Source organism: Bacillus sp. SLBN-46 (assembly GCF_031453555.1).
Classification (GTDB): domain Bacteria; phylum Bacillota; class Bacilli; order Bacillales; family Cytobacillaceae; genus Neobacillus.
Window position 1 is genome coordinate 3,885,200 of sequence record NZ_JAVIZM010000001.1, and the last position, 25,300, is coordinate 3,910,499.

The window sequence follows — 25,300 nt, forward strand, 5'->3', positions numbered from 1 at the left end:
ACTATTATTAAAATGAATTATATTTGCTATAACCAATGAGGAAACATAGGGGTAAGGCAAGCGTCATTAGGAGGGATTCATAATGAAATTTGAGAATACTGGAATTGAGAAGTTAAAAGCAGAATTAAACCGTTTAGATGAGGTCATGACTGATTACGGTTTAGTTCGTGCAGGTCAATGGGATTACGAACGTGTTACATACGACCGCAAATTTGAATTAAAAGAAGGTGTGTTTTACCTTCGTGTACAAGGTTATTCAGTTGAAGGTGATGTTGATACTTTTAAAGCAACAATCCAATTGATGACACCGTTACTAGGAAAGCATTATTATCCACATGGTGTTGAGTATGGTGAAGGTGAAAATTTCCCATCCTCCCTTGTAAATCAATGTAAGAAAATTCTTGAGAACATTAACACAGAAATAAGTAAATTCGCATTGTAATTTCTAATAAAAAAGGAAGGACCACGGTCCTTCCTTTTTTATATTAGAAAAAGTCATAGAATGATGATTTGACATGCGGAACCATTCTCTCAAGCTTTTGGACTTCCTCTTCATTACCCTTTAAATACCCCATCTGATATAGCTCTATTGGCCGTTTATAACCAAAAAGGATTGCAGACAGGTCATTAATTGATAACTGGATTCCTCTCCTTGGCGGCTGTACACAATGGCTCCCATTCTTTTCTTTAAATACTTTTATTTGTTCATGACTAATTAAGTAGCTTCCATTATTCCAAGGTGCAAAGGGATCTTCTAAATGGAGAAAAACAGGCGCAGTTTCTGAATTGAACCCAAACTTTCTTAAACATTCTTCTACATCAACAATCCGTGCCATAAAATACGGCTGTAATTCCATACTTACCTTCGGCTGTTGAATAAAGTATGGAAATGGATCATGGTTCGGCAGGGTCAGAAACACCTTCTCCACCATAGAATCATGCTGACAAATAAAATTCCAAAGACCTACCCTTGATTCTTGGTCGAGGCACACCATTTCCTCTACGTCCATTTTTCTGTCCTTCACATGATAAAGGATATAGCCCTTCGCTTCATTTGCTGGATTATAATAGACAGCAATTTGAGTATCGTCATTAATTACATGATCCTTCCACCACTCAAAAGAACGAACTAGCATTCCATTAAATTGGTTACAGTACATTTGATAGATATGATTGATATCCTCTGAAAAAGCTTCCTTAGAATATCGGATGATTTTCCCTGGCTGTATTGCAAGTAAGGCTAGATCCTTTGTATCAAGAGTTACTTTTTTATACTCACTTAATATCTCCCAACCAAACTTCCGATAAAAGGAAAAATCAAAAGGATGAAGGAAGGAAACAATTTGACCGTCAGCGTGCATTTGTTTCAATGCCTCTATCATTAATGTGCGTACATACCCACTTCTCCTGTATTCAGGATAGGTAGCTACACCAGCTACTCCACCCATTTTCCACTCAGCCCCCTTCATATAGACCCCAAGGGGAATAATATGTAATTTAGCTGCAAGATTCTCTTGTTCTTTTATTCCTAGTATTTTATGTTTCTTTAGCATATCTGTTCTTGCGGAAATTCGGTCATCAGAAATCTTATATTGAAAAGCATACTCTGAGAGTTTTAATGATTCTAGAAAATCGTCTTCCGTTAGAATCTTAATATCCAATTGATTTCCCCCTTACACTAAAAACCTACCTTTATTATAAAGTGTTACCGAGAAAAATGGGAACATTCTGATAAAGAAACAAAAAAAGTGCCTCTCTCGGCACTTTTTTTGTTAAAACCCTAGAATAGCTTTGATCATTGAAGTAGTTTCTCCACCATGATAAAAGACATATAGCAAAAGATAAACTGCAACACCTGTTATTCCCGTAAAGAACCAAATAATACTAGTAACAGGTCCAAGCTTCCGGTGAAGGGCAAGGTTATTTTTATAACCTGTTGTTAATGAAACAATTCCAAAGACTGCCCCGATGGTTGCTAATGTAATATGAAATACTAAAAACACGGTGTAATAAATTTTAATGTCATCTGGTCCGCCAAAGGAAGTATTCCCTATAAAAATAGTTCGTGAAGCATAAATAATAAAAAAGATTAGTGCAAAAACAGCGGCGAAAAACATTGTTTTTTTATGGGCTTCTATTTTTCTTTGTTTAATTTGCCACCAGCCAATGGCAACCGTTATGGCACTTAAAACAATAAATGATGTACTAATGGTAGGTAAAATCGGTAAGGAATTCATATAAAAGTCCTCTCTTTTGTTTATTCTACATAATAGTAGTGTAACAACCCTTTTTTTTCAATCAATTTCCGAATAAAATAAAAAATTCTCGAAAAAAATCCCCCAATTTGTTGGGGGACTATTTAATCGGAGATGGATTTAATGTTTGGTTCATCTCTCGTTCGGATTCTTCCTGATCTTTACGGTACCATTCAAAGAAAACATGACCAAGTATCACACCATAAATGATTTCTTGGATAATCTTCATTAACACTCCGCCAAGTCGTTGATCTTCGATTACTGACATGGAACTAAAAAGTGCTGGACCACTTAAGTTTAAGCTAGCAAAATTTGAGGCCCCTACACATAAACTCATGACCTGTCCCCATACATGAGGATCAGAATAAGTTGCATAGAGTGAATTATCAGCAAAAATAATAAGTGCACATGCTGGAGTTAACAAGATACCGTCAGCAAAAATATAGCCCACCTTCTTCAACCCACTTAAAGTTTGGTGTTCCGGCATCTGATTTAGTAAAGGCCACCACATGAAGATAGAAACAAGAAATAAGAGAATAGAATAGCCTGCATGAAGCCAAAAATTCTGCATGACATGATCAAATATGATTGGAACATGGTAGAAAGAGAACAAGCCGTTAAATACGACTAAAGCAATTAGCGGTTTGGTAAAGAATTTAAACAAAGAATCAATTCTTTTAACGCTCAATAGCTTTTGCCATACCCAGTTTGGAATACTCAAAATAAATATTGGGGGTATAACCAAAACTAAAACGGCCATCTGCATCATATGGACATAAAACATTAGGTGTGCTAATAAATCCAGGGGTGACCCTTTTATAGCGTACAGGAGTATGATGGATAATAAGAATAATGTCCCTTGTTTTTTGGTCATTGGCTCATTACCTGGAAATAACATTCTATACTTTGTTGTAAGGACAAAATACCCTACCGTAAATGCGATTAAAATTAATAAAAAGTACGGGCTCCAAAGTGCTTTAAATCCCAAATATATCTAATGTAAGCACCGAAATCACCTCAATGTTAATTGAAAGAATTATTGACTATATTATACCCGTGGCAATTAAGTTAAGCAAACTAAGAAAACTTTCCATTTTTCAAAAAAGAAAATCGGCATAAAGCCGATTTTCTTTTTTGTATAATCAGTTCTTACCACCAAATAATGGTTGTAAAAGCTAGAATTGTTATTGCTCCTACCAACGCTCCTGAGTATAAGAACAGAGATGGAGCTTCATGCCCTTTATGGCTCATATGCATAAAGTAATAAAGTTGGAAAATCACTTGAACAACAGCTAAAAGGATAATAAATGGTACTGTAAACCATGCAGTAAATCCTTTAACAGCTACTGCAGCAAATGCGATTAGAGTTAAGAAAATCATTAGGGTAAAAGATACCACTTGATATCTCATCTCTTCAGTACTTTTCCGACGACGATATTCAATGTCAACTCTTGGGTTTCCTGAATTTAATTGTTGATCTGCCATCAGTTTATCCCACCATTCCCATTAAATATACTACTGTAAAGATAAATACCCAAACAACATCGATAAAATGCCAATATAAACTAAATACATAGAACTTTGGCGCGTTGTATAGGTCTAAACCACGTTTTCCATTTCGGAACATTAATGTTAAACACCACAATAAACCAAACGCAACGTGGCCTCCGTGAAAACCAACAAGCGTATAGAAGGCAGAACCGAACGCACTACTTGTAAACTTGTGTCCTTCATGAACATAATGAGAAAACTCGTAAACCTCAAGTCCTAAGAAGCCTGCACCTAATAATGCTGTTAAGCCAAGCCAAACCATCATTTTTTTGAAGGCAAAGTTTTTCATGTGATACATAGCGTATACACTAGTCAATGAACTTGTTAATAACAACATAGTTGCTACAAATGTTAATGGAAGCTCAAATAATTCCTTAGCAAGCGGCTGTCCTGAATCACCGACCTTATCCTTTAACGCTAAGTACGTTGCAAAGAGGGAGGCGAATAGAACCGTCTCTCCTCCTAGGAAAAACCAGAAACCTAAAAATTTATTTTTCGCTTCAAGGGTTGCTTTCTCCGGCGCAGCAGGCCATGTTTCATAAGTGAATTTTTCTTCAGCGTGCATTATGCCTTAACCCCCTTATCCTCGTCATCAATTAGCTCTTCTTTGTGAATATGGAAACCATGATCATCTTTTACTGAACGCATAAACATTGATCCAAATGTAATTAGTAAGCCTAAAATTAATACAGGCAGTGACCATGATACCTTATCAGGGTGATATAATGCACCAAAAGCTGCAATGAATAATCCTAGACCCATAACAAATGGAATAAAAGATGAGTTAGGCATATGGATATCCCCAAGTGGTTCAGCAGGAGTCATACCATTTTTGCCTTCCATTTTTTCAATCCAAAGTGCATCTAATCCACGTACCAGTGGAAGCTGTTTAAAGTTATAGAATGGCGGTGGTGATGGAATTGCCCACTCGAGTGTTCTTCCGTCTCCCCATGGATCGTTTCCTACACGTACATTCTTCACAGATGTCATAATAATATTAATTAACATGATAATGACACCAAGTGACATGAATAAAGCACCTAGTGAACTTACCATATTGGCTGTTTCAAATCCTTGACCTGGTAGGTATGTGAATACACGACGTGGCATACCCCATAATCCTAAGAAGTGTTGGATAAAGAATGTTAAGTGGAAACCAATAAAGAATAACCAAAATGTGATTTTTCCAAGAGTCTCGTTTAACATCGTTCCAAACATTTTTGGCCAATAAAGATGTGTTCCAGCTAAGATAGCGAATACTACACCACCAACGATTACATAGTGGAAGTGTGCAACAACGAAATACGTATCATGATACTGATAGTCAGCTGCAGCGGCTGCAAGCATAACACCTGTTACCCCACCAGCTACGAAAGATGGAATAAACGCAAACGCATAATGCATTGGTGTTGTAAACTTAACACTACCGCCCCACATTGTTAATAACCAGTTAAAGATTTTGATACCCGTTGGTACACCAATTGCCATTGTTGCAACAGCAAAGATTGCATTGGCAACAGGACCTAGTCCAGTTGTAAACATATGGTGAGCCCATACCATGAATCCTAAGAAACCGATTAATACGGTTGCAAATACCATGGATGAATAACCAAACAATCTTTTTCTCGAGAACATAGAGAAAATTTCCGAGAAAATACCGAAAGCAGGAAGTATAAGAATATATACTTCAGGGTGTCCAAAAATCCAGAAAAGATGTTCCCAAATAACAGTATTACCACCAGCTGCTACATCAAAGAAATTCGATCCGAACATACGGTCAAACATCATTAATACAAGACCCACTGTAAGTGGAGGGAATGCAAATAAAATAAGTGCTGAGGTTACAAATGTTGTCCATGTGAACAATGGCATCCTCATATACGTCATACCTGGTGCACGCATATTAATAATCGTTACCAAGAAATTAATACCACCCATTAATGTTCCAAAACCTGAAATCTGTAAGCCTAAGATATAGAAATCTACCCCGTGGCCTTTCGAAGCCATCGCAAGTGATGCATATGACGTCCAACCAGCATCAGGAGCGCCTCCCAAAAACCATGAAAGATTTAGGAAAATTCCTCCGAAGAAGAATAACCAAAAACTAACTGCATTTACGAATGGGAATGCTACGTCACGTGCACCAATCTGTAATGGCATAACAGCATTCATAAATGCAAATACAAGAGGCATCGCGGCTAAGAAAATCATTGTTGTTCCGTGCATGGTAATAATTTCATTAAATGCACCTGCACTGACAAAATCATTGTTAGGTACTGCAAGTTGGATACGAATAAAGACAGCTTCAAGTCCGCCTATTAAGAAGAAGAATCCACCTGCAATAAGATATAGGATGGCGATTTTCTTATGGTCAACAGTTGTTAAAAAGTCCCACAAAGTCGCACCAAATCCCTTTTTTTGAGCTAAGGTACTCACAATTTTACCTCCCTTTCAACCAATTCCCCATTTATTCCTGAACTTTTAAGCTCATTAAATATTCGGCTAACGCATCAAGCTGTTCATCTGACATTTCTGGATATTTTCCAGACATTAAGTTCCCAGGCTTGTATGCTTCAGGATTTTTAATCCAGTTTTTTACTTCTTTTTTATTATGGTCTAATACACCGGCTACACGCGATCTTTCACCAAAGTTTGATAGGTTTGGTGCAATACGTGCAGTTTCTGGCATTTTATTAGCTGGAGTTACAGCATGACAGCCGATACAGCTCTTATTAAAGATTTCTTGACCTTGTGATGCTAAAGCACCTGTTGCTTTTTGTGGTTCTTTCATATCCTGCATTGAATTAACCCAAGCATCAAACTTGCCGCGGCTAATTGCCTTAACTTTAAAGTCCATTAGAGCGTGTCCTGGGCCGCAAAGCTCAGCACATTTTCCGTAGAATAAATTTCCTGCTTCATTAGCGCGCTTGTCGTCAAATTCTAACCAGAATTTGTTGATATTATCGGTATTGGTATCTAATTTCCCACCCACTGCTGGAATCCAAAATGAGTGCTTAACATCCATAGATTTTAAGCTGAAGTAGACTTTTTCATTTGTCGGAACAACTAATTCCTGACTCGTCACAATCTTTTGGCCCGGATATTCAAAGTCCCACCAATATAAATGTGATCGAACATTAATTACTAATGCTTTTGTGTTTTTCTTGTCCATCTGATCAACATCAGCAAGTTTGAAAGTAGATGCTACAGTTGGGACTGCAAGGATAAGAAGTAAAAGGATCGGTACAACAGTCCAAATAATTTCTAGTTTATGACTTCCTTCCACTTGCTTTGGAATGGCTTTGTCGTCTTTTCTACGGTAACGAACAAATACCAAAACAAATATAACCATGACGACAATAATTACCCCAACCATGATTAATGTACTTAACTTCATTAAATCATATTGCATGTCTGCAACTTCACCGGCTGGCATCAAAGTGGAAACGAATGGTTTGCCACATCCGGAGAGTACAAGCGCTATCATCGCAAACAACGAGACTAAACGCCATTTTGCAAGCCTTTTCATAGCTTAATCAAACCCCTCTTTCACTAATAAAATTCTAAATATATAATGCTTGGTCAAAGAAGTATGTAGGTGGCTGACTCAAGGAGAATTTATAACCTATAAGTCAGCCAAAGCAAGCAAAACTAAATTAATGTAACAATGACCATCGCCACAAAAATAATAGTTAAATATTGCAAGGAGTAAACAAACATTAGTTTTGCCCACTTTATGTCATCTTTGATCCTATATCCATAAATCCCCAATACTAGCCACCCTATATTTAACAGAGTTGCAAGGATTAGAAATGGGATTCCTAACTTGGTAAGAAAAAATGGGATTGGCAAGAGTGCGGCCACCCAAAGTACAATATGAATTTTTGTTGTTTTAAAGCCCTTAACTACAGGAAGCATTGGGATTCCTGCAGCTTTATATTCTTTTACTCTCCTCATTGCTAGAGCATAAAAGTGCGGAGGCTGCCAAACAAACATTAGTACAAATAACGACCAGGCCATAACATCAAGATTTGCATCTACTGCAGCCCAACCGATTAACGGTGGAACGGCACCTGAGATACTTCCAATGATCGTATTAGAAACCAGCTGTCGTTTAGACCATAAAGTATAGAGAACTACATAACTAAAAACTCCAAGCAGTCCAATAACTGTTGCAGTCATGGTTGTTAAGAATAAGAACAGTGTTCCCAGTCCAATAAGTAAAATACCTAAGGTAAGAACTCTACCCGGCAATACCTTTCCTGTTACAGTGGGTCTTCCTTTTGTTCTCTCCATTAGATGATCGATATCACGGTCAACGTAATTGTTTATAGCACATGAACCCGCAATGATTAGTGAAGAACCTGCCACTGTATAAAATACAATGTCTAAGTTCCCTAAAAAGCTTTGACCTGAAAAATGCAAGGCCAGCCAAAGTCCAGTAAAGGTTGTAATAAGATTGGAATTGACGATTCCTATCTTTATCAAAGCCATAAAGTCTTTCCATACTGAGGTTTTTTCTATGTTAGAATGCAGGCTTGCAGTACCATTATCTATGGATGGTTCTCCATAAGCCTTTGAGTTGGACATACTTTCTCCTCCTAATCCTTCATAACAAATATTCACCAATTAACAGCTATCAATACTTACTAATTTTACCGTCTATTTTTTTTTACAAAAAATTAGGGATAATAAGTTTATTTAATTAAACCATTTCAATCATAAATAAACCAGAGAAGCAGTGATTCAAAAAACACTTTCTCTGTATATTAAATCACACTTTTTGATATTTTTGTGAATTTTTTTCGAATAATTTTTGACCAAATTGTGACACGCCTTTATTATCAACAAAAAACCACTATATATAGTTCTAACACGCACTTTTCAAAGTTTCAATAGTTTTCACTATAATAATAGTGGAAAATATATATTATCCAATTACCTTTTTCTGTTAGTAAACTTCTATAAAAATCTATGCTTAAATCCTGTTCATTTTCCACTTTATTCGTTATGATAAATAAGGACTTTTTAATCTAGTTACTTTTCATTTATTATACTGTCAGGAATATCCAATGACAAATTATTGAACTATTTATGAGGTGATTTTTTGCGACGCTCTTTAAAGTGGTTGGCGGTTGCAACCACAATTGCAATGATACTAATATTAATTGGTGGAGCTTTAGTAACAAAGACTGGCTCTGGAATGGGGTGTGGAAGATCATGGCCTTTATGTAATGGTAAATTCCTTCCATTGGAAATAACTCCAGAATTAGCAATAGAGCTTGCACATCGACTTGTTTCAGGTGTTGGTGGAGTTATGGTGCTTGTTCTTTCCGTTTGGTCTTGGAAGGCTATTGGCCACATTAGAGAAACCAAGTTCCTTTCCTTTCTCTCTTTCTTCTTTTTACTGTTACAAGCTTTAATTGGGGCGGCAGCAGTAAAATGGGGGCAATCAAGTTTTGTTTTAGCATTACACTTTGGAATTTCACTTATTTCATTCGCATCTGTGTTTTTGTTAACACTTCTTATATTTGAAGTAGATAAGAAATTCCAGGCCGATAAACTATTGATTGATAAAAGAATGAGCTTCCATATCGTTGGAATTTCTATTTATAGTTATTTTGTCATTTATACAGGAGCCTTGGTAAGACATACAAAGTCAAGCTTAGTTTGTCTTGATTGGCCTTTATGTAAAAATGAAAGCCCGGCATTTCCTTCTGATATGTGGGAATGGGTTCAAATGGGGCACCGAGCAGCCGCAGGGCTCATTTTCCTATGGATTGCATATGTTCTATTTATTGTTATTCGTCACTACAAGCATCAAAAAGTTTTATATTGGGGTTGGCTTATTTCATTCATCCTCGTTTCCTTACAAGTGATTGCAGGGGCATTTATCATTTTTAGTAGACTTAATTTATATATTGCACTTCTTCATGCTTTCTTTATTACATGTTTATTTGGAATGTTAAGTTATTTTCTTCTTCTATATTCACGCTCTAGAAAGAATCAATAAGAAAAGCGGAAGCGCCTTGGTCAGCCCCGACAGGCAAATGTTCTTCTGCAAGAAAAGTCGCTCTTTGACTTTACTTGCAGAAGGTTATTTGACCCGAGGGGCTAGGCGCTGGAGCTGGACAATTCTCAAAGCCGAATTTTATACTTTCCTATAATATAATAAAAGAGGTTGACTCCCTAGGGGTCAACCTCTTTTATTGCATATAGAAAACCTTTCCATCCTGACTGCGCTGTTGTGGTTCTATCGTTTGCTTATTCTTATATTTTTTCTCAAATTTAACAAACATGGAGACATTCACTAGAATTCCAGTTGCTGCCGCAAGCATTAAAAGGGAAGATCCTCCATAACTGATGTACGGTAATGGAACTCCTGTAAGCGGTATTAACCCGGATACACCGGCGAGATTAATAAAGGATTGAATTCCAATCATGCTCGAAATTCCAATGGCGAGCAGGCTCCCAAAAGGATCCTTACATTGTAAGCCTATATAAATTCCCCTTAATACAACATATCCTAATAAAAAAATAACAAAGCCTACGCCCCAAACCCCTAATTCTTCTGCAATAACAGCCATGATAAAGTCAGTATGTGATTCTGGGAGGTAACCAAGCTTTTGAATACTTTTACCCAGGCCTAATCCATTAACACCACCGGATCCAATTGCAATATAAGAATTCGCTAGATGGAATCCCGCATCCTTAACATATTCCTTAGCAAACGGGTTATCCAGAACTTCTAATCGACTCATTTGTTCATCTGAAAAGACTTTCCCCCAGGAAACAAGTATAACCGGTAGAAGAAGAATGAGAACCATTAGAAGTAATTTCAATATTGTCTTTGGGCTCATTCCAGATGCTAGAATGATGGTCGCAGAAATGGCTGCAATGATGGCAGCCGTACCAAAATCAGGTTGAACTCCAATTAATACACATACTATGAAAAGATAGCCCAGTGGAGGAAGAACCCCCTTATTAAATTGATTGATATATGCTTGTTTTTTGGCATAAACAGCAGCCAAATAAATGATAACGGCCAACTTCACAAATTCTGAAGGCTGGAAAAGAAAAGTTCCTATTGCATACCAACTTTGGGCATTGTTCTTTACCTCTCCAAAAGCAAATAACCCAAGAAGCGAGATAATAGACCCTAATACCATCGGAAGCTGAAACCATTTTGTAAATTTCATAATTTTATAAGGAACAATGGCTGTAACCAAGAAGATGGCAGCAAACCCTAACAAAAATATTTTTTGCCTTTGGTAGAAAAAATCACTGCTAACTTGATATCGTTGAACTGCGTAAGCCATACTTGCACTGTAGATCATCACAAGTCCAAATGCACACAAAAGAATGATGGCAATGATTAAGGTGTAATCATAGGATTTCAGTATTTTTTTTACCATGTAAGACGTCCTCATTTTTTAAGTATTGATTATGCACTCTATTATAATAGAAAATGGATATGATTACTTGAAGAAAAGAAAAATTGTTACATCTTTTTAATATTATTGTCTGTTGATTTCCGCTCCAGGTGTTTCGGCGAGCCTCCTCGGCGCTAGCGCCTGCGGGGTCTCCCCTGAACCATACTCCCACAGGAGTCTTCGCGCCTTCCGCTCCAATCAACAGGGTATAAAAATCAACACTGTTCTCTAACACAGCCTAATATTAATAGAACAAAAAAACCCAAACAATTTGTTTTTCATTGTTTGAGTTCTCTACGATTATTTTCTTAAGGATGCATCATGAAGCGCTGATAGTTCTCTTTCTAATTTATCTAAAATCGCTTTTCCATCCTTGACATCTATTAAGCCTAATCGAACAGCAAAGTCTATTTCTCTTGATAGGCCAAACATTTGCGTATCCAATACCTCTTCATAAAGTGGGCATTGAGGCATCGTGAGATTGTCCATTTGCACTTTGATAAGCTTCAATATCTTTTCAGCGTCAGCCTGCAATAATGCTAAGGCTTTTTCCTGGTGATTCACGATCATTTCAGACGCCAACATTAATCCCCCCATTTCAGAGCGATAATTCAACTTATCTATAAATTTTACCGTTTACAATAGAAAATTGCAAGAACAATGAAGGCTATTACAAATTCGAGTTCTGTTTATGACATTCATATAAAAAAAAGCTATACTTAATAATGTAGACTTTAGGGGGTATATATATTGGAAAATATCATAATGATTACGGGTAAAGTTAAATATACAATTACACTTGATCCAGGTGTATGGATTTTTGATGACCGACGTATTGATTTAACAACTTACTTTTTAACAAACACCAAGAATTCCGATTCACTAGAAGAGTACACGAAGGCAGTTTCAAAGCATTGGGATCGTGAAATTATGGAAGGGGCTATTTACCCACCCACACTAAAATCGGAGAAAAAATTTGAAAAAGAAAAAGTACTAACAGGTACGTTCGGCATTCCTTTAAAGCCCTTCTTATTAAATGCTGAGCCTAACAGTGACGCAAAAACATTAGTCATTCATAGCAAGGATGAAAAATATGAATTTTCTCTTGAGGATGCTTATGATTTAATAGTGGGATTCTCATATGAAGGCAAACCCTTATCATCTGACGGACCAATTCATATTTATTTAAACGATGGGTCTAACCAAGATAATCCTATTAAACATGTAACTGGCTTTACAATAAAATAAGACGGGAGCCATATGGCGCCCGTTTTCTTTTCCTTTTTTTACTTATAATAAATCAGCTGCAAGTCGAGCCAATCCTGAACGTTCTCCTTTTAGTAATTTTACATGCCCTGAAATAACTTGGTCCTTGAATCTTTCAACCACATAAGTTAACCCATTGTTATAGGCATCTAAATATGGATGGTCAATTTGTTCCGGGTCTCCCATTAACACAATCTTACTGCCCTCCCCTACCCGTGTTAGGATCGTTTTCACCTCATGCTTCGTTAAGTTTTGTGCTTCATCAATTATGATAAATTGCTTTGGCAAACTTCTACCACGAATGTAAGTAAGGGCCTCTACCTCAATCGATCCCATTCCTGCCAATATAGCATCGAGTTCACCCGGCTTTTTCGTGTTAAAGAGATACTCCAGATTATCATAGATTGGCTGCATCCACGGTCTTAGCTTTTCCTGTTTTTCCCCCGGTAAGAACCCTAAGTCCTTACCCACGGGTACAATCGGACGTGCCACTAATAACTTTTTATACTCTCTAAAGTCTTCTGTCTGCATTAAACCTGATGCAAGGGCTAATAATGTTTTACCTGTACCTGCTTTTCCAGTTAATGTAACTAGCGGGATATCCTTGCGCAATAATAATTCGATAGCCATTGTCTGTTGTACATTTCGTGAGTGAATACCCCAAACATGCTCCTGATTTAAAGTTAATTTTTTTACCTTTTTTCCAGTTTTGTCAACCATCCCAATGGCAGAGGCAGAACCTCCTAAAGCGTCTTTCATAACAAGGAACTGGTTAGGATAAAAAGGGTGGTTTGCCAACTCAGAAAGGTTTAATTCACCTTTCTCATAGAATCGGCCCAATAATTCAATTGGAAGAAATAGTTCAAAAAATCCTGTATATATGTGATCAATTTCTACAACGCGGTCGTTTAAAAAATCTTCTGCAGCTAAACCGATAGCATCTGCTTTTACCCGCACTAAGGCATCCTTACTCACAAGAATAACAGGTTTGCCATCTTCCTTTGTTTGTTCCTCAAGGAATAAGTTCTTTGCAACCGCTAGTATTCGATTATCATTGGTCTTTTCAATAAAAATATCTTGAAGTTCATGAAATGTTCGGTGATTTAATTCAATTCTAATTGTTCCTCCGTTTTCAAGCGGAATTTTTTCATGCAACTTCCCTGAGGCCCTCAGGCCATCAATTAATCTAGATACATGCCTTGCGTTTCTACCAATTTCATCCATGTATCTTTTCTTTGAGTCCACCTCTTCAAGAACAACTGCGGGAATAACAACTTCATTATCTTCAAAGGAAAAAATGGAATACGGGTCTTGTAACAAGACATTTGTATCTAACACGTATATTTTACTCAAAGCAACGCCTCCTGCTTTACTTGTTGTCGGGTCTGTTAAAGCATATCAACAACCCTTTTGCTAGATTGGACTTTGGTAAAATATATGTTTATTGGAATAAAGATAGAAGAAGTTCCGCACAATAATTGTTAATGGGACACTTTGTTTGTCTAAATAAATTTAGCTACTGTTGCTTAATTTAACTTATATTTTGCAACTTGGAGGTATGGGGCAATGAAGAATATTGGAATGATAATTGTAATAGGCTTGCTTTTAGCGGGATGCAACACTAATAACAATAAAGAAACAGCAAAAAATGCTAATCAGTCCTTAGTAAAGGTAAAGAACAGTTATATTGAAAATGTTGATCGAAAAACTGGACAGCAAATTTCAAAGCGTTTAGTTAAATTAGCAACAAGTATTCCGAATGTAAATGATGCAACAGCAGTAGTGATAGGAAATTATGCAATTGTAGGCATTGATGTGAATGCTAAAATTGATCGTTCTCAAGTTGGTTCAATTAAATATTCTGTAGCTGAAAGCTTGCGAAAAGACCCTTACGGCGCCAAGGCTGTAGTTGTAGCCGATGCTGACACAACTACCCGATTAAAAGAAATACAAGCTGATATTAATAAAGGAAGACCGGTTCAGGGAATTATGGAAGAACTGGCAGATGTAGCTGGTAGATTAATGCCAGAAATTCCTGGAGACTTAATCACACCAAGCCCTAAGAATTCCACAGAAAAGCAAAAACATAAACTTCCAGAGAATAAGGAAAAACAATTAAGAAAAGAACAAAATGATCAATCTAATCACCATAAAGAATAAAAAAGCTTAGGATTTCTCCTAAGCTTTTTTCATTGCATCCATAACCTGATTATCTAATTTTTGAGCTGCATTTTTATCATATGTCTTATCATATTGTACTTCTGTTACTATTTTTGAGCCGTAAAACATAACATCCCTAACTTCTTTAATAGCAACTTCAACCAATGCCAGCTTTAATGGCACCTCTTCTAGTCGCTCTACTTTAATCTGTGCTTCCCCTTGAATGGAGTAGGTAGATTCATTTGCAATGAGGTTAATAACTACCATATTATTTTTATTAATATTTTCTAATATTCGAGAACGGTTATCTACAGAAAAATAAAGGGTATTTTCATCCTTCGCTAACACCCAGGAAATTGCACTTACATTGGGTCCCCCAGTTTCATGGTCGACTGTTGCTAACGTTACAAATCGTTCTTTTTGTAACTCATCATATAACGGCTTAATTAGTTTTTGTTCTACTTGATTTGGCATTCCTACAACCCCTTTAACTTGTCCTTGTTCTGTAATAAACAGATAACCTCATATTACTACTATCCCTTTTTTGGTTCAACTTTAACCAATTGATTACCTGTCTGCTTTCTAACATGGTATACTATAAGAAAAGCGGAAGCGCCTTGGTCAGCCCCGACAGGCAAATGTTCTTCTGCAAGAAAAGTCGCTCTTCTACTTTTATTGCAGAAGGTTATTTGACCCGAGGGGCTAGGCGCTGGAGCTGGACAATTCTCGAAGTCGAATTTTGTACTTTCCTATAATAATACAAACATTCTGTTTTTAGAAAGAGTTGAAGAGGTGCCTTAATGCGAGTAAAATGTGTAATTTGCGATAAAATTGAATCGATTGAAAATGAATCGTTGATAGCTAAGAGGCTTCGCAATCGCCCCATCCATACATACATGTGTAATGAATGCAGTGAAAGAATTACAGAGAAAACGAATGCCCGAATAGAAACAGGAAACTTTAAATTATTTCGTACCAAATCCGAGAAAGATGAGTGGTAACTAGAAAAGTGGAAACGCCTTGGTCAGCAGTAAAAATAAAAACCGCTTGCTCTAATTAGATAGAGCAAGCGGTTTTTTTAATCTTCAATCGGATAATTCTCATACTTTTCAGGTTCTTGATTGATTTGATTTAACATGATCTCAATCAATTCACGAGGATAACGAACCTTCTTTGTCTCTTCACCTTGTTGATAGGTGACATAATACATGACAGCATCTGTTGTGATGCTCAGATTTGAGACGTGATGCTGATTAGTTAGCATATCGTCAAAAAAAGCACGAGTTTCTTGTGCTGCTGTGTCATCAGGGCGGGCATCACAAACAACTTTAATCGTAAGCCAATTATACAGTGCATCTTGTAAGGATTTCATTCTTTAAACCCCCGTTATTTCGCTTCAGCCTGATGCTTTTTTGATTGGTGCAGGCGAATTTTATAAATAATTAACAGCAATGCAGCTGCACCCAAACCTTCTGCTATTGGCAGGGCATATGAAAAAAACAACATAAATACGCATCCAACACAGAGGCTAATATAAATCACTATGTTCTTCAAAAGAGGCAGTTTTTTTGCAAAGCCTAACCGATAGACAATTACAGACAGGATGACAATAAATACATATTGTAGTAACACACCTGTTTCTACATCGTTCGTTAGCTCAATAAAAAATCTAAGACTTGGGGAGAAGGATTTTAAATCTTCCACAGCGTGCACCTCTTTAATTAACTTAATTCAGCAACCTTTTTCCTTTTAGCAGCTTTTTCACGTTCGTTTTTATCAAGAATTTTCTTACGAAGACGAATTGATTCTGGAGTAACCTCACAATATTCGTCATCATTTAAATATTCTAATGACTCTTCTAATGTCATGATACGCGGTTTTTTTATAACAGATGTTTGGTCTTTGTTAGCTGAACGAACATTTGTCGCTTGTTTCATTTTTGTAATATTAACGGTGATGTCATTTTCACGAGTGTTTTCGCCAACGATCATCCCCTCGTAGATTTCCGTACCTGGTTCAACGAAAATAGTTCCGCGGTCTTCTATTTGCATGATACCATATGTTGATGCTTTTCCTGATTCCATTGATACAAGTACACCTTGGTGTCTTCCACCAACCTGACCTGACAACATTGGCTGGTAGCTATCAAAGGTATGATTAATAATTCCATAACCTCGAGTCATAGTTAAGAACTCGGTTGTGTAACCAATTAATCCTCGTGCTGGTACGTTAAAGATTAAGCGCACCTGACCTGAACCATTGTTAACCATGTCTATCATTTCGCCTTTACGGGCACCAATTGATTCCATTACTGAACCAGTATGTTCTTCTGGTACATCAATTTGAACTCTTTCAACTGGTTCACAGCGTACACCATCAATAACCTTAACGATAACTTCTGGTTTTGAAACTTGGAGCTCATAGCCTTCACGACGCATGTTTTCAATTAAAATTGATAAGTGAAGTTCACCACGGCCAGAAACGATCCATGCATCTGGTGAATCTGTGTTTTCAACACGTAAGCTTACGTCTGTTTGTAATTGTGCGCGTAATCTTTCTTCAATCTTTCTTGAAGTTAGATACTTACCTTCTCTACCAGCAAATGGACTGTTATTTACAACAAAAGTCATCTGTAATGTAGGCTCATCGATTCGTAGAATTGGTAGTGCTTCCTGATGTTCAATTGGACATACCGTTTCACCAACATTAATATCTTCCATCCCTGAAACAGCGATTAAATCGCCGGCTACTGCTTCTTGTATTTCTTGTCGTTTTAATCCAAAGAAACCAAATATTTTGGTCACACGGAATTGCTTAACTGAACCATCTAATTTCATCAGTGCTACTTGTTGACCGACTTTCATCGTACCGCGGAAAACGCGACCGATTCCGATTCTGCCAACATAATCATTGTAATCGAGAAGGGCAACTTGAAATTGTAATGGATCTTCACGATTGTCAACTGGGGCAGGGATATATTCAACGATAGCATCATACAAAGATTGCATATTTTCATCTTGCTTTTCTGGGTCAGTACTTGCTGTACCATTAATTGCCGAAGCGTATATAACCGGGAATTCCAACTGGTCTTCAGTTGCTTCAAGTTCGATAAACAAATCAATCACTTCATCGATTACCTCTGCTGGTCGAGCGAAGTCACGGTCAATTTTATTAACAACAACAATTGGAGTTAATTTCTGCTCCAAAGCCTTTTTAAGAACAAAACGTGTTTGTGGCATACAGCCTTCATAGGCATCAACGACAAGCAATACACCGTCAACCATTTTCATGATTCGTTCAACTTCACCGCCAAAATCTGCGTGTCCTGGTGTATCTAAAATATTGATTCTTTTATCTTTGTACTGAATGGCGGTATTTTTCGCCAAAATGGTAATTCCACGTTCTCTTTCCAAATCATTGGAGTCCATTGCACGTTCTTCCACATGCTCATTGCTACGAAACGTTCCCGATTGTTTTAACAATTGGTCAACCAACGTTGTTTTCCCGTGGTCAACGTGAGCAATGATGGCTATATTACGAATATCTTCTCTTATTTTCAAAAAATTCCACTCCTACCTATATTCTAAAAATAAAACTATTTATAGTTTCCCATATACAACTAAAACATTATACCATAATTAAAGTGGAAACCTATAAGCATTTTATGTAGAATATAAAATAAAGCTAAAAAACACAAGTCAAACCGTTTTTTTTAAATGTAGGACTTGCTATAAAAGGGGTAATAAAATGAATAAGATTAAGTGGCCAATGCTTGTTTATTCTATTCTTGCAGCAGTTTGTATCATGGGAATTGGTATTGCAATTGGAGAACAGAGCGTGATAGGAGCAGCTTTCTGCGTCCTAGGATGTTTTGTCATTATGGGATTAGGGTTTAAAACAAAAAAGAAAATGAGAGAAAATGGGGAGCTGTAAATAATTTAGATAAAAAAGAAGCCATCGAGGCTTCTTTTTTTACCATTTACCATCTTTTAGATATTCTTTTAAAATGGTTTGATGTAAACCTGGTTTTGCAGTGAACAGAGAGTCCTGGGAAATGAAATCCAGCTTTTCTCCTCTTAAATTCGTAACAATTCCACCAAGTTCTTCAATAATAACGGCCCCTGCAGCAACATCCCATGGAGATAACCTCATCGACAAGTATGCATCAACCCGGCCTGTTGCCACAAATACCATTTCAAGTGCGGCCGTTCCATATGAACGAGTCCCCCTTGCCGCTCTAACTAGAGGTATCATTAAATGATGATCAATGCGACGATTCTCCATCACCCAGGTTGCATTAAGGGCAATGATGGAATCTTCGACTTTTGCTTCTTTTAAGGGTGGGATAGGCTTATCATTTAAAAAGGCACCATCCCCACGTTTGGCATGGTATAACTCATCATGAACTACATCATAAATAAGTCCTACTTTGCCTATTCCGTTTTCGTACACTCCAAGAGAAATGGCAAAATTTCTTTGTTGATGGATAAAATTCATTGTTCCATCTATCGGATCAATTAACCACACAACCCCCTCAAGGGTAGTAAATTCGTCACCAAATCCTTCTTCCCCCATAATATGATGACTGGGATAAACCTCCCTAATTTTCTTTATAAAAAACTGCTCTATTTCTTTATCCATATTCGTTACGAGATCATTACGGTTTGTTTTCGTCTGGATATTCAATGTCTTATCAAAGGATAACCGAATAGTCTCTCCTGCTTCCTTTACCCATTGCTTGGCATGTGTATAAACTTCTTCCCAATTCATTATTTACCTCCAATGATCTTATTTTCCAATGTATGTAGTATGGAACATGACCATTCCATTGATGTACTTATAGCTTAATCAAATTAAAGGACCACATCAACTTTTTGACATAATTTGTTTTACGTTAAATTAATCACACAAAAGCACAATAATAAACGAACTCCCCTTACTAAAATTTCGGAGTTCGTTTAGGTAAATCCCTTCACTATTCTTTTTCTGTCCCTTCTTATTTGTTTCTCTTTAGATAAATAAGTACGTAATTAGGGTTCATTAAAAGTGCTATTAAAGAGCCTTTAATCGTAATAATTCCTGACGAATTCTCTCTAACTTTTGTTTACATTCCTTCATTTTCTTCTCATTCTTTTCTTCAATTGCTTCAAATAAGGTAGCTAATTCATAATCCATTTCTAATCTTAATACAGCTGTTCTTTCCTTTTCCCCTGCTTTTTTTAAAGAAGTATTCATTAGTTGTTTCATCTTTCTTCTCCCCTTTCATATTATTGACTTATTTTTCAGATTATTTTTTACTGTATAATATGAGGCTGCTTGATATGTTGCAACAAATATGTGCTTTAACCTAGAAGAGCAACAAACTTCTTCAATTTTCTTTCCTATGCTACAATAAATGACAAATGGCTCGTTGGAGGTTTTATGATGGATTTCAAGGGTTTTACACATAAGGATTTTGATGTTTTTTTAATAGATGGCTTAGAGGCAAGAATGGAAGCATTAAAAAGTACTATTCGTCCAAAACTTGAAGAGCTCGGGCAATATTTTGCACCTACCTTATCTACACTTACTGGTGATGAAATGTTTGTGCATGTAGCTAAACATGCTAGAAGAACAATCAATCCACCAAAGGATACATGGGTAGCATTTGCTAATAATTCTAGAGGATATAAAATGCTGCCTCACTTTCAAATTGGGTTGTGGAATACCCATTTATTCATTTGGTTTGCTGTAATATATGAAGCACCACTAAAAACGACAATTGCTGAAAGATTTTTAAAAAAAGCAAACACAATATATAAAGATGTTCCCTCTGAATTTGTATGGTCACTTGACCACACGAAACCAGATACAGTAAAGCAAGAAGAGCTTTCAAAAAAAGAATTAATAGCTATTTTCGAAAGACTGAAGAGTGTAAAAAAAGCGGAATTACTCTGTGGTTTAACCATCGATAAAGAAAAGGCTATTGAGTTAGGTGCTGATGGATTAATCCAGCAGATTGAACATGTTTTTCATACAGTTGCCCCGTTATATAAACTGGCTCAAGGGATAAAATAAAATGAAAAAGCTCCCAAAGACAAGAAAAATGTCTAGGGAGCTTTTATTTTACATTTTTATTCTGTCACCTGATGAGGCTTCTTTGGCTTTTTTAATTGTTCGATACGAAGAATAACCACTTATCTCTTCAAACTCGCCACAAACAGTCTTTTCTTCAGCGATGCTAGGAACTATTTCCTTAAAACGACGATAGACCTTCATTAACTCATCGCGTTCAATTCCTTTTTCATATGCTTTTTCGATGGCCTCAAAGAATTTAATTACATCAACAATCTCATCGGTGGACCAGCTGTAATCAATTGGGTATTGGTACTCCATTGTTTCACCTTCTAACTTTTTTCAATAAAGAGTATGATACCTTTATTTTCCCCACTTTGCACGAATTTCTTCCGCTTCTTTTATCATCCGCTCAAATAGCTCTTCTACAGAAGGCACATCCTTTATTAAACCCATTACTTGGCCAGCCCAAGCAAACCCTTCATCTTCAGCTCCTTCATAGATATAGCGTTTGTTCGCTATTCCACTAATTAAATCCTTTAGCTCAGTATAGTCACCCTTGCTTTTCTCGATTTCAAGTATTTTATCAGTCCAACTATTCGCTATCGCTCTTGCTGGTGTTCCTAACGTTCTCTTGATCACAACGGTATCTGATTCTGAGCCTTCTACTAACCTATTCTTATAAAGTTCATTTGCATGAACACATTCCTTTGTGGCAATAAATCTTGTTCCCATTTCTATTCCCTCTGCACCTAAACTAAGCGCTGCCATTAATCCTCTTCCATCTCCAATTCCACCCGATGCGATAACAGGAATGGTAACAGCATCTACGACTTGAGGAATTAATACCATGGTCCCAATATCATCCCTACCAAGGTGTCCACCACCTTCCTGACCAACAACCATTACTGCATCTGCACCAAGTTCTTCTGCTTTAACTGCCTGCCTTCTTGCAGCAACAAGGACTAATGTTTTGATTTGGGTTCCTTTTAACTGTTCAAAAATTGGAGCCGGATTTCCCCCTGTCATGGAAACGACGGGAACTTTTTCATCAATAGCGACCTGTAAAAAATCGGAAAACGGTCTACCATGTTGACCAATGGCAAAATTAACCCCAAATGGATTGTTCGTTAATTGTTTCACTTTTCGGATTTCCTCACGCAATTGTTCGGGATGACTCAAGGACATTGCAGTAATTTGACCAAGCCCCCCAGCATTGGAGACAGCTGCAGCTAATTCAGAATACGCTAAATAGGCTAATCCGCCTTGTATGATTGGATATTGAATGTTTAAAATCTCGGTAACCCGTGTTCGCCATTTCAAATAAATTCCCTCCTAATTGTTCATTACTTGTTATTTCGTCTTAAAAGGTTAATTTTCCTCTCTTTATGGGAAACTAACTTGAAACAAATAAAAGCGTTAGAGCAAAATAAATCCTTTGCAATATAAAAGAATAGTGCTATAATTCCTTTGTTTTATGTATTTTAAAGACTTGATCTTAAGAGTATTTCTTTATAAAGAGGTGTAGTTAGATTGTCACAAAATCAAACACCGTTATTTAGCGGTTTACTGGAACATGCAAAAAAAAATCCCACACAGTTTCATATTCCTGGACATAAAAAAGGGGCTGGAATGGACCCAGAGTTTCGCCAATTTATTGGCGATAACGCCCTATCTATTGACCTTATTAACATTGGTCCCCTTGATGACTTACATTCACCTAAGGGAATGATTAAAAAAGCACAGGAACTAGCAGCAGAAGCATTTGGTGCCGATCATACCTTCTTTTCTGTTCAAGGTACTAGCGGGGCCATTATCGCGATGGTGATGGCTGTTTGTGGACCTGGTGAGAAAATCATTGTTCCAAGAAATGTTCATAAATCTATTATGTCAGCTATTGTTTTTTCTGGATCTATTCCTGTGTTTATTCACCCTGAAATCGATAGAGAATTAGGAATTTCTCACGGAATTACTCCTGAATCAGTGGAACGGGCATTACAGCAACACCCAGATGCAAAAGGGGTATTAGTCATCAATCCCACCTACTTCGGAATTTCTGGGGACCTAAAGAAAATCGTGGAAATTACCCATTCCTACAATATTCCTGTTTTAGTAGATGAAGCACATGGTGTTCACATTCATTTTCATGACGAACTTCCTCTTTCAGCCATGCAGGCTGGTGCTGATATAGCAGCAACTAGCGTCCACAAACTGGGTGGCTCTATGACTCAGAGTTCCATTTTAAATGTACGTGAGGGCTTGGTCTCTGCTAAGCATGTACAATCGATTTTAAGCATGCTTACAACGACTTCAACATCCTATTTGTTATTAGCATCACTTGATACTGCCCGAAAGCAATTAGCAACAAAAGGGAAGGAGTTAATTGATCGTACGATTAAATTAGCGCAATCCACTCGTAAAAAAATTAATGAAATTGATAATATTCGCTGCATCGGTGAAGAAATTCTAGGCTCTAATGCCACATTTGATTACGATCCGACCAAACTAATCATCTCAGTGAAAGATTTAGGGTTAACAGGTTATGATGTTGAGAAATGGTTGAGAGAAAAGCACAACATTGAAGTAGAGCTTTCTGACCTGTATAACATCCTTTGTATCATCACACTTGGTGACACAGAAGTAGAAACAAATCTCTTAGTAAAAGCCCTGAAAGAGCTTGCTGAGGAATGTGAACACCGTTCAACAAAGATTGAACCAGTGGAGGTTCTGTTACCTGAAATTCCTGTGCTGGCATTAACCCCTAGAGATGCTTTTTATGCAGAGACTGAAGTGATTCCATTCGAGGAATCTGAAGGAAGAATTATCGCGGAATTTGTTATGGTGTATCCTCCAGGTATTCCTATTTTTATCCCAGGTGAGATTATCACTAAGGAAAATCTTCATTACATTAAGGAAAATCTAGAAGCTGGCCTACCTGTACAAGGGCCAGAGGATGATGAAATGAAAACCATCCATGTAATAAAAGAGTATAAAGCAATTAAATAAAAGTAAAAAAATAAAGGCTGACTCAAAGTAAACGAGTCAGCCTGTTTATATTTGGTAGCAATATTTATACTTCTTCTTCGATATGGTGGTTATCACAGCAATTGCATTTAGAGTATAGTACCGTTACTTTTTCATCTTCAAAATGATCAATAGTAGAGTTACAAGTTTGACATACGAGTGTACCCATTTGTCCTATCCCCTTTTCATAATTGAATGTCATGCTATGAAAGCGTTTAAATATCCTTAATTAGATAATAATATATCACATTAATAATTTCAAGCCTAATTTGTATGTCACATTTAAAAAATTTCATAAAAAAAAGACCACTTAAGGCCTATTTTTCATTATAATTACTCATATTGGGTAACAAAAGGAATGGACGGTAGTGTTTCTCTAAAAAATTCAGCTAGATCAACGGCCTGTTCTTTATCAGGGATACGGAATACAGTTTGAAGGTAATCAATATCTTCAATATCTTTGGGGTCGAGGAGTGTGGAGCGTCCGGTTTGCATGCAAATCACAAGTGGCTTTCCAAAAAACATATGGGTATAAATAATTCCAAAGTCATAACGAGTATCTTCAGTAGTGAAGCCAATGAACCTCACTTTTGCATTTTCATGCTCATCATAGAGCTTATCAAATAGTTCCATAAGACTCCTCCTTTTAATTAAATATTTAGAATATTATTATAATTCATTTTTAAAAAAATAACAAGAAATCACGACAATTTAATTCTTCTAATTGTTGTCATCACTTTTTATTCAATGCTAGAATAGAAGTGCATATACTACGGACTAATAGGGGGGAATGATGATGGCTGTAAATGCATTTATTAAGCTGGTGCCTTCATCTGCAAAACAAACGATAACCATTGATGAGGTTAAGGAATTATTTTATTATTATAAAGATATTACATCCAAGACAGGCGATCAGGTAAGCTGGCAATTTGGAGAATCAGCCTTTCCTTATGACATCAAAGAAACGGAAGACGGTAAAGGGAAATGGTTCTACCTACAAGCCAATCTAGAACGTTACTATGCCATACTAATAGGTGTTGATACGGAATCGGTTCAAAATGATGATGGTGTTATTAGGGAACAAACATACATACAAGTCACTCTTCCTGAACAATCCACATATGGAGATAAAGGAAAAGCGAATGAATTCTGTAAATTTCTTGCTAAAAAGCTGCAAGGCGAGCTTCATCTTTTTAATGAAAGAGTCATGTATTATTACCCAAGAAAATAAAAAGCAACGAAAGGCTCCTATAGGAGCTTTTTTTAATGCATAAATTGTGCCATTGTATAATGAAATGAAGTATATATAACTAAACTAAGTGCGGTAATAAAGAGGGTTTTGCGAACAGATTTTGTGACATAATTTCCGATTAAAAAAGCTAAGTAAAAAAACACAAAAAACATAATGACTTTATAGATGAGTTGATCATGCTTTGAGAGCCATTCAATAAACGTAAATCCACTCCAAATAATAAACTGTAAAAGCAAGACAATATATACTCTCATTTTTATCACCACTCAAATTACAATCTTCAAACCTCTCGTGTTTTAAGTATA

The 25,300-nt window shown here is 36.7% G+C and carries 31 protein-coding genes; 9 read left to right on the top strand and 22 right to left on the bottom strand.

Annotation, left to right across the window (positions count from 1 at the left end; genetic code table 11):
- Positions 1-82 precede the first annotated feature (82 nt).
- Positions 83-442 carry a YugN family protein gene (locus QFZ87_RS19750; RefSeq protein WP_309865287.1) on the top strand — a complete coding sequence of 120 codons (360 nt, stop codon included), beginning with the start codon at positions 83-85 and terminating at the stop codon, positions 440-442.
- 43 nt (positions 443-485) lie between these two features.
- Here the strand turns inward: QFZ87_RS19750 and QFZ87_RS19755 are convergent, their stop codons facing one another.
- From QFZ87_RS19755 to cyoE, 8 genes are all read right to left on the bottom strand, one after another.
- Positions 486-1,661 carry a GNAT family N-acetyltransferase gene (locus QFZ87_RS19755; RefSeq protein WP_309865291.1) on the bottom strand — a complete coding sequence of 392 codons (1,176 nt, stop codon included), beginning with the start codon at positions 1,659-1,661 and terminating at the stop codon, positions 486-488.
- Positions 1,662-1,772: 111 nt separating this feature from the next.
- The gene (locus QFZ87_RS19760) at positions 1,773-2,237 is read right to left on the bottom strand and encodes a DUF420 domain-containing protein (RefSeq protein ID WP_308080295.1); all 465 of its coding nucleotides are present in this window, start codon (positions 2,235-2,237) and stop codon (positions 1,773-1,775) included.
- Between the two features lie 118 nt (positions 2,238-2,355).
- A complete protein-coding gene (gene ctaG, locus QFZ87_RS19765) occupies positions 2,356-3,243 on the bottom strand; it encodes a cytochrome c oxidase assembly factor CtaG (protein WP_309865295.1) in 888 nt (295 codons plus the stop codon).
- Between the two features lie 161 nt (positions 3,244-3,404).
- A complete protein-coding gene (gene ctaF / locus QFZ87_RS19770) occupies positions 3,405-3,740 on the bottom strand; it encodes a cytochrome c oxidase subunit IVB (RefSeq protein WP_309865297.1) in 336 nt (111 codons plus the stop codon).
- A 4-nt stretch (positions 3,741-3,744) separates the two neighbouring features.
- Entirely contained in the window at positions 3,745-4,371 is a 627-nt protein-coding gene (locus QFZ87_RS19775; protein WP_309865300.1) for a cytochrome (ubi)quinol oxidase subunit III, read from the bottom strand.
- Positions 4,371-6,242: a cytochrome c oxidase subunit I gene (gene ctaD, locus QFZ87_RS19780; protein WP_396133938.1), complete on the bottom strand. Its 1,872-nt coding sequence runs from the start codon at positions 6,240-6,242 to the stop codon at positions 4,371-4,373. Before ctaD ends, QFZ87_RS19775 begins: the two co-directional genes overlap by 1 nt.
- 31 nt (positions 6,243-6,273) lie before the next feature.
- Positions 6,274-7,335 carry a cytochrome c oxidase subunit II gene (coxB, locus tag QFZ87_RS19785; RefSeq protein WP_309865303.1) on the bottom strand — a complete coding sequence of 354 codons (1,062 nt, stop codon included), beginning with the start codon at positions 7,333-7,335 and terminating at the stop codon, positions 6,274-6,276.
- 122 nt (positions 7,336-7,457) lie between these two features.
- Positions 7,458-8,396, bottom strand: coding sequence for a heme o synthase (gene cyoE / locus QFZ87_RS19790; protein ID WP_309865306.1), 939 nt, complete (start codon positions 8,394-8,396; stop codon positions 7,458-7,460).
- A gap of 517 nt (positions 8,397-8,913) precedes the next feature.
- Here cyoE and QFZ87_RS19795 point away from each other — a divergent pair.
- Complete coding sequence (locus tag QFZ87_RS19795) at positions 8,914-9,819, top strand: COX15/CtaA family protein (protein ID WP_309865308.1); 906 nt, start codon at positions 8,914-8,916, stop codon at positions 9,817-9,819.
- A 193-nt stretch (positions 9,820-10,012) separates the two neighbouring features.
- Here the strand turns inward: QFZ87_RS19795 and QFZ87_RS19800 are convergent, their stop codons facing one another.
- Together QFZ87_RS19800 and QFZ87_RS19805 are read right to left on the bottom strand one after the other, a co-directional pair.
- The gene (locus QFZ87_RS19800) at positions 10,013-11,221 is read right to left on the bottom strand and encodes an FtsW/RodA/SpoVE family cell cycle protein (RefSeq protein WP_309865310.1); all 1,209 of its coding nucleotides are present in this window, start codon (positions 11,219-11,221) and stop codon (positions 10,013-10,015) included.
- Positions 11,222-11,539: 318 nt separating this feature from the next.
- Complete coding sequence (locus tag QFZ87_RS19805) at positions 11,540-11,821, bottom strand: Fpa/YlaN family protein (RefSeq protein WP_308080304.1); 282 nt, start codon at positions 11,819-11,821, stop codon at positions 11,540-11,542.
- 168 nt (positions 11,822-11,989) lie between these two features.
- Between QFZ87_RS19805 and QFZ87_RS19810 the strand changes: the two genes are divergently transcribed.
- A complete protein-coding gene (locus tag QFZ87_RS19810) occupies positions 11,990-12,487 on the top strand; it encodes a peptidyl-prolyl cis-trans isomerase (protein WP_309865313.1) in 498 nt (165 codons plus the stop codon).
- A gap of 42 nt (positions 12,488-12,529) precedes the next feature.
- Here QFZ87_RS19810 and QFZ87_RS19815 read toward each other — a convergent pair whose 3' ends face one another.
- A complete protein-coding gene (locus QFZ87_RS19815) occupies positions 12,530-13,858 on the bottom strand; it encodes a PhoH family protein (RefSeq protein WP_309865316.1) in 1,329 nt (442 codons plus the stop codon).
- Between the two features lie 213 nt (positions 13,859-14,071).
- Between QFZ87_RS19815 and QFZ87_RS19820 the strand changes: the two genes are divergently transcribed.
- Complete coding sequence (locus QFZ87_RS19820; protein WP_309865319.1) at positions 14,072-14,665, top strand: YhcN/YlaJ family sporulation lipoprotein; 594 nt, start codon at positions 14,072-14,074, stop codon at positions 14,663-14,665.
- An 18-nt stretch (positions 14,666-14,683) separates the two neighbouring features.
- On the opposite strand, the gene QFZ87_RS19825 is transcribed toward QFZ87_RS19820, so the two are convergent.
- A complete protein-coding gene (locus QFZ87_RS19825) occupies positions 14,684-15,139 on the bottom strand; it encodes a pyridoxamine 5'-phosphate oxidase family protein (RefSeq protein WP_309865321.1) in 456 nt (151 codons plus the stop codon).
- Between the two features lie 326 nt (positions 15,140-15,465).
- On the opposite strand from QFZ87_RS19825, the gene QFZ87_RS19830 reads away from it, so the two are divergent.
- Positions 15,466-15,666, top strand: a complete 201-nt coding sequence (locus QFZ87_RS19830) for a YlaI family protein (RefSeq protein WP_308080309.1) — start codon at positions 15,466-15,468, stop codon at positions 15,664-15,666.
- A 77-nt stretch (positions 15,667-15,743) separates the two neighbouring features.
- On the opposite strand, the gene QFZ87_RS19835 is transcribed toward QFZ87_RS19830, so the two are convergent.
- From QFZ87_RS19835 to typA, 3 genes are read right to left on the bottom strand one after another with little or no spacing between them, the layout of a single operon-like run.
- Positions 15,744-16,037 carry a hypothetical protein gene (locus QFZ87_RS19835; protein ID WP_309865324.1) on the bottom strand — a complete coding sequence of 98 codons (294 nt, stop codon included), beginning with the start codon at positions 16,035-16,037 and terminating at the stop codon, positions 15,744-15,746.
- Between the two features lie 14 nt (positions 16,038-16,051).
- Positions 16,052-16,369 (bottom strand): YlaH-like family protein, encoded by a 318-nt coding sequence (locus QFZ87_RS19840; RefSeq protein WP_308080311.1) that lies wholly within the window; start codon positions 16,367-16,369, stop codon positions 16,052-16,054.
- Positions 16,370-16,386: 17 nt separating this feature from the next.
- Entirely contained in the window at positions 16,387-18,225 is a 1,839-nt protein-coding gene (gene typA / locus QFZ87_RS19845) for a translational GTPase TypA (protein ID WP_309865328.1), read from the bottom strand.
- A gap of 187 nt (positions 18,226-18,412) precedes the next feature.
- Here typA and QFZ87_RS19850 point away from each other — a divergent pair, with 187 nt between their 5' ends.
- Positions 18,413-18,598 carry a YlaF family protein gene (locus QFZ87_RS19850; RefSeq protein ID WP_309865330.1) on the top strand — a complete coding sequence of 62 codons (186 nt, stop codon included), beginning with the start codon at positions 18,413-18,415 and terminating at the stop codon, positions 18,596-18,598.
- Between the two features lie 39 nt (positions 18,599-18,637).
- Here the strand turns inward: QFZ87_RS19850 and QFZ87_RS19855 are convergent, their stop codons facing one another.
- Together QFZ87_RS19855 and QFZ87_RS19860 are read right to left on the bottom strand one after the other, a co-directional pair.
- Positions 18,638-19,435 (bottom strand): inositol monophosphatase family protein, encoded by a 798-nt coding sequence (locus QFZ87_RS19855; RefSeq protein WP_309865334.1) that lies wholly within the window; start codon positions 19,433-19,435, stop codon positions 18,638-18,640.
- A gap of 282 nt (positions 19,436-19,717) precedes the next feature.
- Positions 19,718-19,912 carry a hypothetical protein gene (locus QFZ87_RS19860; protein ID WP_308080315.1) on the bottom strand — a complete coding sequence of 65 codons (195 nt, stop codon included), beginning with the start codon at positions 19,910-19,912 and terminating at the stop codon, positions 19,718-19,720.
- Positions 19,913-20,089: 177 nt separating this feature from the next.
- Between QFZ87_RS19860 and QFZ87_RS19865 the strand changes: the two genes are divergently transcribed.
- Complete coding sequence (locus QFZ87_RS19865; RefSeq protein ID WP_309867995.1) at positions 20,090-20,722, top strand: YktB family protein; 633 nt, start codon at positions 20,090-20,092, stop codon at positions 20,720-20,722.
- A gap of 48 nt (positions 20,723-20,770) precedes the next feature.
- On the opposite strand, the gene QFZ87_RS19870 is transcribed toward QFZ87_RS19865, so the two are convergent.
- Entirely contained in the window at positions 20,771-21,040 is a 270-nt protein-coding gene (locus QFZ87_RS19870; protein WP_308080316.1) for a UPF0223 family protein, read from the bottom strand.
- Between the two features lie 42 nt (positions 21,041-21,082).
- Positions 21,083-22,042: an NAD(P)H-dependent flavin oxidoreductase gene (locus QFZ87_RS19875; RefSeq protein ID WP_309865337.1), complete on the bottom strand. Its 960-nt coding sequence runs from the start codon at positions 22,040-22,042 to the stop codon at positions 21,083-21,085.
- Positions 22,043-22,252: 210 nt separating this feature from the next.
- On the opposite strand from QFZ87_RS19875, the gene QFZ87_RS19880 reads away from it, so the two are divergent.
- Positions 22,253-23,725: an aminotransferase class I/II-fold pyridoxal phosphate-dependent enzyme gene (locus QFZ87_RS19880; RefSeq protein ID WP_309865340.1), complete on the top strand. Its 1,473-nt coding sequence runs from the start codon at positions 22,253-22,255 to the stop codon at positions 23,723-23,725.
- 64 nt (positions 23,726-23,789) lie between these two features.
- Here the strand turns inward: QFZ87_RS19880 and QFZ87_RS19885 are convergent, their stop codons facing one another.
- Positions 23,790-23,912 (bottom strand): GapA-binding peptide SR1P, encoded by a 123-nt coding sequence (locus tag QFZ87_RS19885; RefSeq protein ID WP_307289124.1) that lies wholly within the window; start codon positions 23,910-23,912, stop codon positions 23,790-23,792.
- A gap of 164 nt (positions 23,913-24,076) precedes the next feature.
- A complete protein-coding gene (locus QFZ87_RS19890) occupies positions 24,077-24,376 on the bottom strand; it encodes a DUF3055 domain-containing protein (RefSeq protein WP_309865343.1) in 300 nt (99 codons plus the stop codon).
- A gap of 163 nt (positions 24,377-24,539) precedes the next feature.
- Here QFZ87_RS19890 and QFZ87_RS19895 point away from each other — a divergent pair, with 163 nt between their 5' ends.
- Entirely contained in the window at positions 24,540-24,974 is a 435-nt protein-coding gene (locus QFZ87_RS19895; protein ID WP_309867998.1) for a DUF1885 family protein, read from the top strand.
- A 32-nt stretch (positions 24,975-25,006) separates the two neighbouring features.
- Here the strand turns inward: QFZ87_RS19895 and QFZ87_RS19900 are convergent, their stop codons facing one another.
- Positions 25,007-25,249, bottom strand: coding sequence for a hypothetical protein (locus tag QFZ87_RS19900; RefSeq protein ID WP_309865345.1), 243 nt, complete (start codon positions 25,247-25,249; stop codon positions 25,007-25,009).
- Between the last annotated feature and the right edge of the window lie 51 nt (positions 25,250-25,300).